This window comes from uncultured Lamprocystis sp., from assembly GCF_903933125.1.
Taxonomy (GTDB): domain Bacteria; phylum Pseudomonadota; class Gammaproteobacteria; order Chromatiales; family Chromatiaceae; genus Thiodictyon.
On record NZ_CAIZIZ010000490.1, the window covers coordinates 1 to 15,572 of the forward strand.

9 protein-coding genes are annotated in these 15,572 nt (G+C 67.8%); 7 read left to right on the forward strand and 2 right to left on the reverse strand.

Annotated features, from left to right (window positions below):
- Positions 1-2,860: 2,860 nt before the first annotated feature.
- The 6 genes from QZY03_RS26930 to lysS all read left to right on the forward strand — a co-directional run bounded on the left by QZY03_RS26930 (position 2,861) and on the right by lysS (position 10,680).
- Positions 2,861-3,700, forward strand: coding sequence for a hypothetical protein (locus QZY03_RS26930; protein ID WP_295586571.1), 840 nt, complete (start codon positions 2,861-2,863; stop codon positions 3,698-3,700).
- Complete coding sequence (locus QZY03_RS26935) at positions 3,697-5,391, forward strand: hypothetical protein (RefSeq protein ID WP_295586573.1); 1,695 nt, start codon at positions 3,697-3,699, stop codon at positions 5,389-5,391. Before QZY03_RS26930 ends, QZY03_RS26935 begins: the two co-directional genes overlap by 4 nt.
- A gap of 27 nt (positions 5,392-5,418) precedes the next feature.
- Positions 5,419-5,634, forward strand: a complete 216-nt coding sequence (locus QZY03_RS26940) for a hypothetical protein (RefSeq protein WP_295586576.1) — start codon at positions 5,419-5,421, stop codon at positions 5,632-5,634.
- Entirely contained in the window at positions 5,634-7,814 is a 2,181-nt protein-coding gene (locus QZY03_RS26945) for a hypothetical protein (protein WP_295586577.1), read from the forward strand. The genes QZY03_RS26940 and QZY03_RS26945 overlap by 1 nt, the downstream gene beginning before the upstream one ends.
- A 201-nt stretch (positions 7,815-8,015) precedes the next feature.
- Positions 8,016-9,114, forward strand: a protein-coding gene (gene prfB, locus QZY03_RS26950) for a peptide chain release factor 2 (protein WP_295586587.1) whose coding sequence is annotated in 2 segments (ribosomal slippage) — positions 8,016-8,090 and positions 8,092-9,114 — 1,098 coding nt in all. Because the reading frame shifts where the segments join, the coding sequence is not laid out codon by codon here.
- Positions 9,115-9,144: 30 nt separating this feature from the next.
- Positions 9,145-10,680 (forward strand): lysine--tRNA ligase, encoded by a 1,536-nt coding sequence (lysS, locus tag QZY03_RS26955; RefSeq protein ID WP_295586578.1) that lies wholly within the window; start codon positions 9,145-9,147, stop codon positions 10,678-10,680.
- A gap of 115 nt (positions 10,681-10,795) precedes the next feature.
- Here the strand turns inward: lysS and QZY03_RS26960 are convergent, their stop codons facing one another.
- Positions 10,796-12,352, reverse strand: coding sequence for a GNAT family N-acetyltransferase (locus QZY03_RS26960; protein WP_295586580.1), 1,557 nt, complete (start codon positions 12,350-12,352; stop codon positions 10,796-10,798).
- Positions 12,353-12,492: 140 nt separating this feature from the next.
- On the reverse strand, positions 12,493-13,524 hold the full coding sequence (locus QZY03_RS26965; protein WP_295586582.1) for a folate-binding protein YgfZ: 1,032 nt from the start codon (positions 13,522-13,524) through the stop codon (positions 12,493-12,495).
- 154 nt (positions 13,525-13,678) lie between these two features.
- Between QZY03_RS26965 and QZY03_RS26970 the strand changes: the two genes are divergently transcribed.
- Positions 13,679-15,466 (forward strand): RNB domain-containing ribonuclease, encoded by a 1,788-nt coding sequence (locus QZY03_RS26970; protein WP_295586585.1) that lies wholly within the window; start codon positions 13,679-13,681, stop codon positions 15,464-15,466.
- Positions 15,467-15,572: the final 106 nt, after the last annotated feature.

Sequence of the window (15,572 nt, forward strand, 5' to 3'; positions counted from 1 at the left end):
GCTTCTGGTGTCTGGAGTTCTGACGTGTGCTCTCCGATCTCGACCGGGCCGCGGGCGCGTTGCGCACCCACGCCGCGGCGGCCACGGACACCGCGGACGCGTCCGCCGACCTGGCCGCGGCCGATGCCGACCGCGCCGCGCAGGAGGCGCAGGCCGCGGACCGCCGCGCCCAGGCCAACCGCACGCTCGCCCTGGACCGCACGCAGGCCACCGCCGCCACCCTGGAGAACGCGCGCGCCCAGGCCGCGGTGGCCGGGCAACTGAGCGGGGTGTCACGGGCCGGCGTCGCCGCCGCCGAAGCCGAGCAGGCGGTGGCGGAGGCCGCGCGCGCGACCGCGGCGCAGCGGGTCGACAGTGCGGCGCACAGTGTCCGGGCCGCCGAAGACGAACTGGCGGCGGCCAAAGAACAGCAGATTTACGGTGACAAGCGCGCCGCCCTCGAACGGCATCTGACCACCGCCAAAGCGCAATCGGCCCAGGCCAGTGCGGCGCTGGCCACCGCCGACGAGGCACTCACCACCACGCAGCACGGGGTTACGCAAGCCAAACAAGCCTATCTGGCCGCCGCCCGCGATGGCCGCGCCGAGGCCGTCCTGGCGGCCGAGAAGAATCTCACGCTGGCCACCGACGCCCATCGGCAGGCGTTGCGTGGCGCGTCGCTCGCCACGCAGGAGGCGTGGCGCGCCGGCAACGCGCTGGAACTGACCCAGCGCACCACGGCCACCACCACCGGCCGCTGGGGCGCCGCCACCGCGGCCCTGGGGCGCGAGCTGAAGGGCCTGCGCGATCCAATGAACGCGATGGCCGCCGGCATGGCGATCGTGATGGGCTACGAACTGGGCGCCTGGGCACGCGACGCGGGCCTGGGCCTGTTGCGTACCGCGGACGCCGCCAGCCTGGCCGGCCGCGCCTATGACGCGCTGGCCACCGCGGCCGAGAAGGCGATCGCCAACCGCGCCGAGACCGAGCAAGCGCTGGCCAAGCGGTTGCTGACGATCAGTGACGCCACTGGCCTCACGATCACCTCGACGCGCGAACTCAATGAGCTGATCGCCAAAGGCGCCTTGGTGCAGGACGCGGCGACCGGGGCCTGGCGCCGCGGTGCGACCGCCCAGACCGCGCTGGCCCAAACCTTCGATGCGACCGACGGGGCCTTGCAGGCCCAGGCGGACACGGTCGCCGCGGTCGGCAAGGCGCAGGCGGACGCTGCCAAGACCGCCGACCAGGTGACCCAGACCACCGCCGCCGCCGCGCGGGCGCGCGGCGATGAGGCCGCCGCCTTGCACGCAGTGGCCACGGGCACCGCCGCCGCGGTAGCCACCGCGCGGCAGTCGCTCGGCACTGAACAGGCGGGGCTGGCGCTCCAGCAGCAACGCCTGTCGCACCTCGAAGCCGAAGCCACGGCCCGGCGCACCCAATTGCAGGAGCGCGAAGCTCAGGCGGCCAAGGACGCGCAGCTCAAAGCGCGACTGGTCGAGGACGAGCGCGGGATCGCCGCGGCGCGGGTCGCCGCGGCGGAGGCGACCACCCACGTCAGCTTGACCGAAACCGGCGTGCAGCGCGCCAAAGCCGCCGCACGGCAGGAGGCCGAGCGCGGGCTGGTGCTGGCCGAGCAGGAGGCGCGGGAGGCCAACAAGCGGTTGACCGCCGTGCGTGCCGAGATCGCGGCGCAGGGCGAACTGTCGCAGACGCTACGCGAGGCGCGCGCCGACGCGCAGCGGCTGGCCGAGACCCAAGAGCGGGCGGTCGCCGCCGCGCAAGCGGCCGTGGACGCGGCCGTGCTCGAAGACCAAACCGCCCGCGCCGCGGCCCAGAGCTTCGGCCAGGAAGCGGCGGCGCTGGGGCCATTGATCACCCGGCGCGACGCGTTGCGCGCGAGCATCGCCGCCGTGGGCGCCGCCAGTGCCGCGGCGGTGCCGCTGCTTGACGAGTTGGCGGTGGCCGAGCAGCGCATCGCCCGCGCCGGCACCGCGGCCAAGACGGCACTCGATGCGGTCGCGCAGGCCGCCAAGGCGTTGGCGGACGCCCAGGCCGGCCAGGCCGGCGGCGGCGATCCGGTCGACCAAGCCTATGCCCGCTATCAAGCGGCAGCGGCCAAGCTGGCGGAAGGCGACGCGGCCGGCGCGCTGGCCGAGACCGCGGCCAGCTACCAGCTGCTGACCGAAGCAGTGAGCGACGGCAGCACGCGCGCCGGGATCGTCTTGACCCAGACGGCCCTGGCCGCCCTGACGGAACAAGCCAAGCAGGCGGTGCAGACCACCACGGCCGCCGCGGCGCCAACGCCAGCGACCCCAACGCCGCGCCAGGCTGGTACAACCAGCCCCGCCGGCAGCGACGCGGCCACGCAAGCCGACGCGTTGAGACGGGCCTATACCGCCGCCGGACTGACGGCCGAGCAGGCCGAGCGGGCAGTCGCCAAGCTCCATCAAGAAGCCGGGACGGGCGGTCAGGCCGCGGTTCGCCAGGGTCAGCAGTTGGTGGATGTCATCGACGCCACCGGTGCCGCGGCGACCCGCGCGACCGCTGCGGTCGCGGGTTTGCAACAGCAGCAGGCGGCGGCCCCCGCCGCCGCGGACACCCCGACCGCGCTCCCGGTGACCTTCGATGCTGCCGCGGCCGTGGCGGCGGTGCGGCAGCAGTTGGTCAGTGCCTTGGCCGTCCCGCTGCCGGTGTCGCTCAACGTGGCCGCCGCGGCGGCGGCCGCCGGACAGACCGTGGTCGCCGCCATCGCCGCCGCGCTGGCCGGGGCCTCCTTTAGCGTCCCGGTCACCGCCGTGGTGACCGTGGACAGCGGCGGCGCCACCCAGACCAGCGGCAGCGCCGACCTGAGCGACGCCGCGGCCAAGCGCGGAGGCTGCCAATGAGCAGCCGGCTGACCATCGGCGGGGTGGTGCTGGCCGCCGAGACGCACCTGGACCTGGCCGTCGCACTGGGTCGCCATCCCAGCGGGCGGCGCACCCTGCAGATCCAGGCGGGCGGCTGGTGGCCGCCGCCGCTGGATGCCGTGGTGTGGACCGCCCCGGTCACGGTGACCTACGCCGACCTGGTCACGCGCGCCCCGGCCTCGCTCACCGTGCTGTCGACCGGCGTGACGCGCACCGATGACTTAGCCGGCCCGACCTGCACCTGGTCGCTAAGCGGCGTCGAGGCCACTGGCGGATCGGTGTTGGTCACCCTGGGCACGACCGCCTATTGGGCCACGGTGCAGGTCCAGACCACGCGCAGCGGCACCCGCGAGGTGACGCTCAACGGCGAGGGGCCGACCGCGCCGGTGATCAGCGCCGGCAGCGTCGCGGTGACCTCGACCCTCTATACCGGCACGCTGACGGTGACCGCGACCAGTGTCACCAGCGATCCCACCACCGGGCTGGTGGCCTGGACGGTGACCGGCACCGATGCCGCGGCCAGCGTGGGGGCGGTGACGATCGGCGGGACAACCTACGTGGCCAGCGTGGCGATTGAGCCGCTGGGCGGGACCATCCAAATCAAAAGCAACGGCGCCGCGACCTTGCTCAGCAGTTGGAGCAAGCGGCAGGTGACCATCAGCGGCACCACGGCGAGCGCGCCCACGGTCAGCCCTGGTGTGGTGGCGGTGACCTCGGCGCTGTACAGCGGCAATCTGCTGACGCTGGGCGTGTCGCGCACCCTGGACCCGGAAACCGGGCTGGTGTCCTGGTCGATTGAGGGCCGCGAGCCATGAGTGAAGTCCTCAACTGGGGTGCCGCGCTGGCCGTGTCGATCGGCGGGACAAGCCGGACCGCCGACCTGACCGGCGCCGGGGCCATCGACCGCGAACTCGACGCCGCCGGCATCGCCACCTTGCGCTTGGCGCACGGCACCGCCAAGCCCGCGGTGGGCGCCGCCGTGCTGATCAGCGGCATCGTCGCCACCCCCTATGTCGGCGTGGTGTCGCGGGTGGGCTACGATCCGGGCGCCCGCGTGTGGGTGGTGCAATGCAGCGACCAACTGCAAGAGCAGTTCGAGGCCCTGGGCTCCGGCGTCGCGGTGTGCGCCCTGCTGCCGGATGGCGCCATCTGGCACCGCGATCTGCACGGCGAGTTCAACGACGGCTGGGAGGCCGCGCAAGATGCCATGGCGACGATCCCTCACTCCATCTTTATGGAGGGTGGGACGCTGCACGCCGTGCCCTGGGCCGGCACCGGCTACACCACGACCATTGAACATGCGGCGGGCGGGATCTATGACGGCTCGGTCGAGCTGACCGAGGCCAGCACCCGCGAGCGGGTGCGCCAACTCACCGCGACCGTGCAAATCCGCTACCCGCGGCTGCACCATTGGGCGCTCGCGGTCGGCTGGGCCTATCCTGACTGGGATTTCTGTGACTGGATGGCCCATCCGTGGGGACTCCCGACGCGGCAGATGATCGCCGAAACGGCGGCCGGCAATGCCTGGGCGCTCCAAGAAGCGGGCGGGTGGAGCGCGCCATCCGACGAGTTGGGCATCAACACCACCGGCCTGCCGGCCTCCGGGGTCTACTGCGGCCAGATTTGGTCCGTGCTGGGGTCCGCGTCTGACGGCGGGTTTGCATGGTTAAACAAGCTCTATGACACCCCCGCCAACATGGTCTATGCGGCCAGTTGGCGCATGGGCCGGCGCTGGGCGCAGACCATCGAGGAGACCTACACCCTCACCGTCAGTGCCACCGCGGGCACCGTTGGCGCCGTGCTGGCCAACGAGCAAGCCAGCCATGCGGCGACGGCCGACGAGACGGGCTGGGACGGCTCGGCCGCGACCCGGCTGCCGACTGGCGCCGAGTGGACCATCAGCCAAGGGCATCGTTGGAGTGATCGGCTGGTGACCGCCAATCGGACCTTGGTACTGCAAGGCATGGTGCAGACCCTGGCCACCCGCATCCGCGCCAGCCAGCGGCGCACCACCCTCAGCGTGGCCGTCGAGCCGGGCAGCGAGCCGGGCCTGGGGTCGCGCTGTCGCATCGTCGCCGAAGACCTCAGCGCCGAGGGGCAGGTCATCCAGTTGGCTACATCGTGGGACAGCGACAGCCATCAGGCGCGCTGCCAGGTCACGCTCAGCGTCAGCGGCGGCGCGACCGCGGGCGATGCCTTGAGCGCCCCCACGGCCCCCGATGTCAGCCCGGCGGCGGGCGGCTACACCCTCGCCAGCGCGCTGACGCTGGGCACGCACATCGGGCGCGCTACCGACTGCCCCGAACAGGACGAAGAGTGGGACGGCTGGATCTCCAACGTGTTCGAAGGCGTAGACATCGACGCCAACCTGGAGGGCGAGGTCTATGACGAGGGCTTCGTGCTCGTCACCCCCGACGTGCCGGACGCCGCGCGCAACGACCAGGTGGGCACGGTGACCGCCACCTACACCATCGACCCGCTGAGCGGAACCCTGTCCCTGACCTGATCACCCTGACCGGACCCTCGACAAACCATGGACAAACGCACCGGCTTCACCCTCACCATGGCCCAGCCCTCGCTCGGCGTACCGATGCGCCAGCACGGAGACAAGTTCGCGGTCGCCCTCAATGCGGTCGCCGTGCGCAAGCGCCGCGCCCAGAAACGCTGGCTGCTGGCGCCGACCACCGCGCGCCAACCGGTCAGCGGCGGCCGGTCACTGGCGACGCCGACCAGCCGGGCGACTGTCTGATGGCGGCCGACCGGCTGCGCCGCGAGATCGAGTCACTGCTGCGCGGCGACTGGCGCCACGCGCTGGGGCCGAGCGCGGCGCGTCAGCCGGTGCTGGGGTCGCGGGGCGTGGCGGTGCCGATGGCGCGCGCGAGTGTGCCGGTCCCGGTGTCCTCATTGCTGATTGAAACAGGATGGGTCACGCTGGGTGCGGCGATGATCGAACCCGGCACCCTGTGGTACCCGCCCAGCGTCGCGGCGCGGGCAGCAGGCCCATCGCCAGACGCGATCATGGACCTCCTGGTGAGAGCGGCAGGGGGCTGGGACTTCGATGTCACCGCGCATACCGATGGGCGCGACTCCCTAACATTTCCAGGTGACGGCGTCAGAGCGGAATGGGTCGGCCATTTGTGGGATGGCGCCAATGTCACAGGTCGGCTAAAGGCGATGCAGCAGGCGCTGCTCGGGGAGCGGGGCCGCGGCTTCGGTGCGCTCGCCAGCTACGCATTTTCCGCGCCGTCGTTGGTCACGCAGACCTATGGCATCTTTCACCGGCCGGACCGTGCCGGGTGGTACTGGATGGAGATCACCCGCGATGGCGTCCGCTATCAGCCGATGGTCTTTACGCCGCTCGGGGATGCGATCGAAGCAAGCAGGATCGCGGCTGATCCTACGCAAGCGCGGCAGTTGGAAGCTTACCTGTGGACCCAAGCCGCCGCGCCCTCTGGCGCTGCGTGGAGCGACGCGACAGGCGAGTGGCCAGCGGGCGGCGTGCTGGGGTCCCCGCTGCGCGGCGGGTGGCAGGTGTCGGATGATGGCGACGTCGCAGCGGTCGCGACCCAAGCCGATGAGTATGCCGCGGGCGCGACGACGGCGATGCAGTCGCGGGGGCGCGACTATCGGATTGCGATCGCCGAGGCCAGCGGCGGCGGTCTGACCGCCCATTGCACGCTGCACAGTAGCGGCCGCTGGTGCCCGAGCAGGGCCTATGAAAGCATTTGGATACCCTTTCGCGGGGCGGGCGGGCTGCTGGCGATGGTGCCCGTGGAGTGGCCTGTGTGGGAGCCAGGGGGCGTGTGGGACACGTCGGTGCCCGTCTATACGTCCGTGCTGCCTGACGGCAGCATTGCTGCATGGACCAGCGGGTACCAGCAACACGAAGCGCAGAGCCTCCCGTCCAGTGATTTCAATGAAAAACTGGCTGCGACCTCGTTTTGCGGCGTCGGGGGGTGCGCCGTGGATTGGCAGACCTGGACGGCGCTGGGGGTCCGAGGGTTTGCCGGTCCGACCGATCTGCGGGTTTTGGTCGGTAGTGGCGGGACAAGACGCTGTTCGTCTTTAACCGCGGTGGTGACACTGCCCAACGCAAAAACATGGGTGTCTAGCAACCAGGACACGCAGCGCCCGCGCCCAGGGAGAGTGGGAGGGCTTGGTGGTGCGTATGCTTTGGGTAATTTTTGCGACAACCTTGTGGATGCTCGGCCCTCATGTCCGCCTGGAGGCTCTGATGGTACATGCTGGTGCGGGTATTACGGTGCGAACTACTATCTCGTGTGTGACTTTGGCCGCGTAGATTACCGCACGGAAACGCTATCCGCGTCCTCCCAGCACGGATATTCCGCGCTGATCCTGGCACACGGCGACCCTGGAGTCACGTACGGATATAAGGCCCAGACTACGCCCGGATGGGGCGGAGCGTATGCCACGGCATCAGGCGGCGGGATCCTAACCATGGACGTGTGGTGGGCTGACTGGTGTCTGGCTGGCCGTGCGCAGTACCAATATACAGCACAGGCAAGGATCCCTCAAAACAGCGATTGGACTGGAGAATTCGCGCCGCGCGGAGCGCTGGTGCAGCATAATCCAGACCAACAGCCGCACGCGCTCGCACGCAGTGCGACTGGGTCGGGGTCAGTCAGTTACCCGGTTGTGCAAACGGTGACAGAAAGCCGCGTGGTGGGCGATGTGTCAGTGGTGCTTAGCTCCGCGGTGTCAACGCCAGCGTGGAGCGGCGAGACCGCCCCTTATGTTTTGCCTCTTGATGGCCAGTCTACCGAGCTGACACTGGTTGAGTGTCATCTGTCGGCGATTGAGCGGCTGGCTGTGCAGTCAGCCGGGTGCGTGGGCGGGTGGGCGCTGGGGTCTACTGACTTGCCCGCTGGCACATCATCGTGGGTGGGCGCCTGGATCGGCGGGGTATAGCGCGTGACCAAGCCAAGACGATCGGTGTGCGGTCGATGGCGGCGGTGTTGTTAACAGCCTGACGACGAAACGCCAAATGGTTTGAAACAAGTGTCTCAAACCATTTGGCGTTTCGTCTCAAACCATTTGGCGCGCTACACGGTCATGGCGCCATACCCGCCTCTGCCCGTATACTCACGGGTTCGATCAACCGGAGTAAAGATCTTGGACATCAACCCCATTGCCAATACGATCAATGACCTGAAGGGGCGCGTCGCGTCCCTTAGGGGGTATCTTTGACTACGAAGAGCGCAAAGAGCGGCTGACGGAGGTTCTGCGCGAGCTCGAAGATCCGGCGGTCTGGAACGATCCTGAGCGGGCCCAGACCCTAGGTCGGGAGCGCGCGGCCCTGGAGGCCGTGGTGCTGACCGTCGATGAGATGACGGCCGCGCTCATCGACGCCGACGACCTGCTGGCCCTGGTTGCCGAGGAAGAGGATGAGGCGACGGCGGCGGATCTGATCCGCGACCTGGAGCGGTGCGAGCAGCGCGTCGGCGGACTGGAGTTCCGCCGCATGTTCGCCGGGCCGATGGACGACAAGAACGCCTTCGTCGACATCCAGGCCGGCTCCGGCGGGACCGAGGCGCAGGATTGGGCTGAGATGCTGCTGCGGATGTATCTGCGCTGGGGTGAGCGGCGCGGTTTCAAGACCGAACTGCTGGAGGTCTCGGAGGGCGAGGTGGCCGGCATCAAATCCGCGACCATCCATTTCCAGGGGGATTATGTGTTCGGCTGGCTGCGGACCGAGATCGGTGTCCACCGGTTGGTGCGCAAGTCGCCCTTCGACTCCGGCAACCGTCGTCACACCTCCTTTGCGTCAGTGTTCGTCTCCCCTGAGATCGACGACACCGTGGAGGTCGAGATCAACCCGGCGGATCTGCGTATCGACGTCTACCGGGCGAGCGGCGCCGGCGGTCAGCATGTGAACCGCACCGAATCCGCCGTGCGCATCACGCATAATCCCACCGGGATCGTCGTGCAGTGCCAGAACGAGCGCTCGCAGCACAAGAACAAGGACCAGGCCATGAAGCAGCTCAAGGCCAAGCTCTACGAGTTCGAGATGCAGAAGCGCCGTGCCGCCCAGCAGGTGGTGGAGGACAGCAAGTCCGATATCGGCTGGGGCAGCCAGATTCGTTCCTATGTATTGGATCAATCGCGTATCAAAGATCTGCGCACCAATGTCGAGATTGCCAACACCCAGTCGGTACTCGACGGTAATCTCGACCCCTTCATCGAGGCGAGCTTGAAGAGCGGCCTGTAACTTTCCGGAGAACCATGGAGATGTACGGAGATGTCTGAATCGATCCAGGGCGAGTCGAGCGGTGCGCCCGCGTCAGAGGAGAATCGCGACGACAACAAGCTGATCGCGCAGCGGCGCGAGAAGCTGGCGCTGTTGCGCACCCAGGGCAACGCCTTTCCCAACGACTTTCGGCGCGACGCGCTCGCCGGTGATCTGCTCGCCGACTATGGCAACTGGACGGTCGAGGCTCTGGAGGCGGCGCCGATACAGGTCACCATCGCCGGCCGCTTGATGAGCCGCCGGATCATGGGCAAGGCCAGCTTCTCCCATGTGCAGGACATGTCGGGCCGCATCCAGCTCTTCGTCCAGCGCGAGGTCCTGGGTGAGGATGTCTATGGCAGTTACAAGCGTGACCTGGATATCGGCGACATCGTCGGTGCCGAGGGCACCCTGTTCAAGACCAAGACCGGCGAACTGTCGGTGCGGTGTCAGTCGTTGCGCCTGTTGACCAAAGCGCTGCGGCCGCTGCCCGAGAAGTGGCATGGCCTGGCCGACCAGGAGACCCGCTACCGTCAACGTTACGTGGATTTAATCGTCAACGAATCGACTCGCGCCGCCTTCCGCACCCGCATCGCCATCATCCAGTACATCCGCGATTATCTGAACTCCAGAGCCTTTCTGGAGGTGGAAACGCCGATGATGCACGTGATCCCGGGGGGCGCGGTCGCACGTCCCTTCGTGACCCATCACAATGCGCTCGATATGAAGCTGTACCTGCGGATCGCCCCGGAGCTCTATCTCAAGCGGCTGGTGGTCGGCGGGTTCGAGCGCGTCTATGAGATCAACCGCAATTTCCGCAACGAGGGCCTGTCTACCCGCCACAACCCCGAGTTCACCATGCTCGAGTTCTATCAGGCCTACGCGGACTACCGCGACCTGATGGACCTGACCGAGAACCTGCTGCGGGGCATGGCCGAGTCGGTGCTGGGCAGCCCGGTGTTCGACTATCAGGGCACCCGGTTCGACTTTGGTCTGCCGTTCGAGCGTCTGAGCGTGCGCGACGCCGTCCTGCGCTTCAATCCGGAGTTCACGCCGGCCGACATCGACGACCTGGACGCCGCGCGGCGCAGCGCGGCGACCCTGGGCATTCACCCCAAGGACGACTGGGGGCTGGGCCGCATTCAGATCGAGATCTTCGAACAGACCGGCGAACACCAGCTCATCCAACCCACCTTCATCACCGAGTACCCCACTGAAGTCTCGCCGCTGGCCCGCAGCAATGACCAAAACCCGTTGGTCACCGACCGTTTCGAGTTCTTCATCGGCGGGCGCGAGATCGCCAACGGCTTCTCGGAGCTGAACGACCCCGAGGATCAGGCCGAGCGCTTCCGCCATCAGGTCGCGCAGAAGGATGCCGGCGATGAGGAAGCCATGTTCTTCGACGCCGACTACATCCGCGCCCTGGAATTCGGCCTGCCGCCGACCGCGGGCGAGGGCATCGGCATCGACCGCCTGGTGATGCTGTTCACCGACTCACCCTCGATCCGCGACGTGCTGCTGTTTCCGCACCTGCGGCCGGAGGACTGAACGGTTCCTAAGGCTGCAATGAGTGATAGCCTTCGTACCTGATATCCGGACAGCGCCTTGGTGTAGGGGCGGGTGTGAAACCCGCCCCTACGTCCGGTTATCACGTCCGATGACTCTATGCGAACATGGCACCTGCCTTCCAATGCTGTAGCTCCCCAACCACCCAGTGCTGCATCGCCCGACCATGCTCCGTGGCGCATTGAATATCACGCGTGTCCACCGCCTGATGGCCGAGCCACTGGAGGCGCAGCACGTCACCGTCGGCGCGGGCACAAGGGAAGAGCATGCCCCAGATAAAGCCGTGCTGATAGGCCAGGGTGATGGCACGCGCCGCGCCCGTATCGGCAACGGGAATATCGAGGTAAATCGGCACCATATGAGCACTGATCATCGCGGCCATCTCCGCCCGGACGCGCGCCAGCCCGCCGCTGCCAAGCTCGTCCGCGGCGATCAGCCCCACGTTGAGTTGAGGAAGCATCGAGGTACGTAGGCGCAAGATCCCCGCGGGTCGGTAATTGACACCGGTGTCCACCGCGCGCTGCAGGCCGAGTTTCCCGGTGATCTGCCGATAGATCGGTTCCAGGTGGGCCGGCAGATGGGCTGTCAGCAGGGGGCCCGGCGCAACACTCAGGACCATCGGCACCAGGCTCATACGCCCGTCCAGCGGGTTTGCGATATGTGACATGCGTAACGTGCTCGGGAAAGCGCCCAGCAGCAGCCCCACTTCCACCCCGCCTGCCGCGACCACGATGCGCTGAGACGCCACGTGATTCGCCACGCATTCCGCCCAAAGCGCTGGTGTGCCAGCCCGTCGCGCCTCCTGGAGCAGTTGGTTATTGAGCCGCGACGCCAGGCCCAACCCCCGGTAGCGGGGGTCCACCGCCAAACGCCCGACTTCAGATGTCAGGTAAGGCGTATCAGGGATAGCGGCCAGGTGGCCTATCAGCTCACCCGCATCATCGATCGCTACGATACCACTCATCTCGCCGGCCCTCAGCAGCCGCCGGATCGCCTCCGGGGAATAAAATTCCGACCTCGGATAGGTGTAGCCATAGACCCGGTAGATCAGCCGGACCAGACCCTCGGCATCGTCGGTGCTCAACGTTTGCAGCCGTACGGTTGCCGCCGTTGCCCCGGCCGTCCGTGGCGGTTGGGCCGACGTCGAGAGGTCGCGGGCATTTACGGAGGGGCCGTCGCTGGTTTCCGCGGGCAGGTGCGCAACGCATTCGGTCCAGTTGCCGCCGTTGCCCTGCTCCCCCCGGCGGAATCCGGCCAGCCCCGACGTTCGCGCCAACTGGTCGGCGGAATACGCCGGTGCCCCCTCGACCCACTGCGGCATGCGCATGTCGCTGACTCGCAGGTGAACCTGATGTCCATGCAGGCCGAGCTTCACCTCGACCGTTGGCCGATCACCGGCAAACACCTCACGCGTCCGCGCCTCCCGCAGGGTCTGGGTACAGACCGCCGTCATGCTGTCGAGCACCGCGGCCTCCAGGCCGAGACCGCGCAGCGTGCCTGCCACCGCGTCCACCGCAACCGTCTCCGCCACGGCATCGGCCAGCCGCAAATCCAGCAGCAGATGGTTGCCGGCCGCAGGGTTCAGTTCCCGCGGCTCATCCGCGGGGCAGACGGCAGTATCACAGGCACCGCCTTCATTCGCATCCGTAGTCATCGGAGTTGATCTCCCGATTCAATCGGAGTCTTTGCCTTCAAGGAGCGCCGACAGGAACATGGTCGGGCTATGTGCTGTCGGCGCGCTGCGGAAGGCGAGCAAAAAGGGAGCGAGGTGTTTCAGAATTTGACGGAAATCGCCTATCCTTCTTCCGGGAACCCATACGGTGGGGGTACGCATCGCAGCAGCGGTCCGGCTGGGCCGAGTTGGGCCCCCCCGGCTTCGGCGGCGGCGATCTCCACGACCGCCAGGAGTGCATAGCGGCTCCCGCCGAGCGGACGTGCATCGACCACCCGGCCGGCACCCTGTTCGGAGGTGCTGCCCGCCGCGTGGAGTTCATCGCCGGGTTGCGGCGGCGTCGGGCTCTCGACTTCCGCCAGATACATGCGGCGCTTGAGTGTACCCAGGTAGCGCATCCGCGCCACCACCTCCTGACCGACATAACAACCCTTGGTGAAGTTGACTCCATCAATGAGTTGCATGTTCACCATCTGCGGGACAAAGGTCTCGATGGTGGCGTTATACACGTTAGGAATGCCTGCACGGATATCGAGCAGGGCCCAGGCGTCCGCGTTTCCCATCACCGAGTTGGGTGCCAGGGCATCCCATAGGGGCGCCAGCCGCTCGAAGGGGCCGATCAACTCGAAGCGTGGGACCGGGGCCGGCAGGCGCAGCACGGTGATCTCGCCGGTCACTGCCAGATCATTGTCCAAGTCCGGCAGCGCGAGCCCGAGCGCCGCCAGGGCACCGACCGCACTGCTGCCGGCGACACCGATGCGGATCGGACCGTCGCTTTCGTCTTCGAGTGTGACCTTCGCGCGCATCACGAACAGCCGCAGCCGTTTGAGTGTGTCGGCGACCCGTTCGCGCGGCAGTTGGAGCAGGAACGCGTCACCCAGGCGCATGACCCGGAACAAGGCGAGCATCCGGCCCTTGGGGCTGCAATGGCCGCTCAGTTGGCTGTGGGTGTCCGAGACGGCCCGGATATCATTGGTCAACTGGCCTTGCAGGAAGGTCAGGGCATCGTCGCCGCGCACCGCGATCAGCCCCAGGTGCGAGAGGTCATAGCGGGTGCAGTCCGCGTCGGCGGGCGCCTGCGGCGCCGGTTCGTGCGCGTCCGCGCCGTCGCGGGCGCCCCGTGCGGTGAGAAAAGCGCGCCAATCAGGATTCATCTTCGCTACCCTCTTGCTGCGGCGCCGCCCATCGGCGCCTGTCGATCACGGCATCGGGGGTATCATACCCAAAGCCCCAGTCCCTCACTTGTATCACCGCGGAGCACTCAGCCACTTGTCGTCACATCAACCCAGTCCGCCGGCCGATAGTCTGGTGCTCTACAAAGTGCATCCCGCCCGTGTCGTCAGCGTAGGCGAGAAGATCGAAATCGCGCTCGAAGGCGGTCAGACCAAGCGCGTGCGCGCCAAGGATCTGGAATTGCTGCACCCTGGGCCGTTGCGCAGTCTGGGCGAACTCGTGCCGCAGGAAGGCGAGGTCGAGGCCGCCTGGGAACTGTTGGAGGGCAGCGAGACCACCCTCCAGGAATTGGCCGAACTCGCCTTTTCCGCCTTCACCCCGGTCACCGCCTGGGCCGCCTGGCAACTGGTGGCCGAGGGGCTGAGCTTCACCGGCACCCCCGGCGCCATCCGTGCCCGTCCGCGGGCCGAGGTCGAGCACGACCGCGCCCAGCGGGATGCCAAGGCGGTCGCCGAGCGGGAGTGGCAGGCCTTTCTCGGGCGCATGGCGCAGGCCGCGCCGGCACCGCAGGACGCCGGTCGTCTCACTGAAGTTGAGCGGCTGGCGCTGGGCCAAAGCGAGCGCAGTCGCGTCCTGGAGGCCTTGGGCCACGAGCAGACCCCGGTCAATGCCCATCGTGCCTTGATTCAGGTGGGCCATTGGTCCGATCGTCATAACCCCTATCCAGGGCGGTGCTCCGTCCCGACGGCGGACCCTGACCTGCCGGTCCCCGCGTTACCGGATCAACAACGCCTCGACCTGACCGATTTGCCGGCCTACGCCATCGACGATGAGGGCAACCAGGACCCGGATGACGCGGTGAGCATCGACGGCGACCGGCTCTGGGTCCATGTGGCTGACGTCGCGGCGCTGGTCGCGCCGGAGGGCGCCGTCGAGCGCGAGGCGCGCGCGCGCGGCAGTAACCTCTATCTGCCGGAGCGGGTCATCAACATGCTCCCCCAGGGCGTGACTGAGCAGTTGGGGTTGGGCTTGCAGCCCGTCTCACCTGCCTTGTCGGTTGCGCTGCGCTGTGATGAACAGGGGTCACTGACCGATATCGAGGTGCATCGGACCTGGATTCGCGCCCAACGACTGAGCTATGACACGGTGGATGGCCGGCTCGGTGAAGCGCCGTTCGCCGCCATGTGTGCATTGACCGACCGTTTTCGTGCCCGGCGGGTGGCCCTGGGGGCGATCTCGCTTGATTTGCCGGAGGTGAGTGTGCGGGTCGTCGACGGTCGGGTGACGATCCGGCCACTCCCGCGTCTGGCCAGTCGGGGGCTGGTCACCGAGGCCATGCTGATGGCCGGGGAGGCGGTGGCGCGCTTTTGTCAGGAGCACGGGATTCCGATCAGTTACGCCACGCAGGTCGCGCCGGACGCCGGCGATCAGCCGCGCGACCTCGCCGCCATGTATGCCCGTCGACGCACCTTCAAGCCGACTCGCATGTTGGGAGCCCCGGATCTGCATGCCGGTCTGGGACTGCCGCTCTACACGCGCGCCACCAGTCCCTTGCGGCGCTATTCGGACCTCCTGGTCCACCAACAACTCTGCGCCTGGCTGTCCGGCCAGCCGCTGCTGACACCGGAGCAGGTGACCGAGCGGATCGGCGAGGCCGAGGCCGCCGCAGGCACGGTCCGGCGCGCTGAGCGGCTCTCGAATTTGCATTGGAAGCTGGTTTTTCTCAAGGATCACCCGGACTGGCAGGGCGAGGCGATCATTGTCGGGAAGGAGGAGCGTAAGGGCGTGGCCCTGATCGGCGCGCTCGCCCTGGAGACGCGGCTGCGGCTGCGCGATGAACCCGATCTGAATCAAGGCATTCGGGTGGGCGTGAGGGATATTGACGTGCCGGATCAGACAGTCAGCTTTCGGGTGTTGGGTTAAACCGCGCCCGGCGCGGTATGCGATGCTGTTGGATGGGATCGGCCCCGGCAGATTCGACGATTTCTGGAGCCGGCGCGGTTTAAGGTGATTTCCGGGAAAGGATCTA

Excerpts from the sequence above, each read along its gene's own strand:
- QZY03_RS26930 (WP_295586571.1), top strand. The coding sequence starts at position 2,861 with ATGAGCAGCCGGCTGACCATCGGCGGGGTGGTGCTGGCCGCCGAGACG.
- QZY03_RS26935 (WP_295586573.1), top strand. The coding sequence starts at position 3,697 with ATGAGTGAAGTCCTCAACTGGGGTGCCGCGCTGGCCGTGTCGATCGGC.
- QZY03_RS26945 (WP_295586577.1), top strand. The coding sequence starts at position 5,634 with ATGGCGGCCGACCGGCTGCGCCGCGAGATCGAGTCACTGCTGCGCGGC.
- QZY03_RS26960 (WP_295586580.1), bottom strand. The coding sequence starts at position 12,352 with ATGACTACGGATGCGAATGAAGGCGGTGCCTGTGATACTGCCGTCTGC.
- QZY03_RS26965 (WP_295586582.1), bottom strand. The coding sequence starts at position 13,524 with ATGAATCCTGATTGGCGCGCTTTTCTCACCGCACGGGGCGCCCGCGAC.
- lysS (WP_295586578.1), top strand. The coding sequence starts at position 9,145 with ATGTCTGAATCGATCCAGGGCGAGTCGAGCGGTGCGCCCGCGTCAGAG.
- QZY03_RS26940 (WP_295586576.1), top strand. The coding sequence starts at position 5,419 with ATGGACAAACGCACCGGCTTCACCCTCACCATGGCCCAGCCCTCGCTC.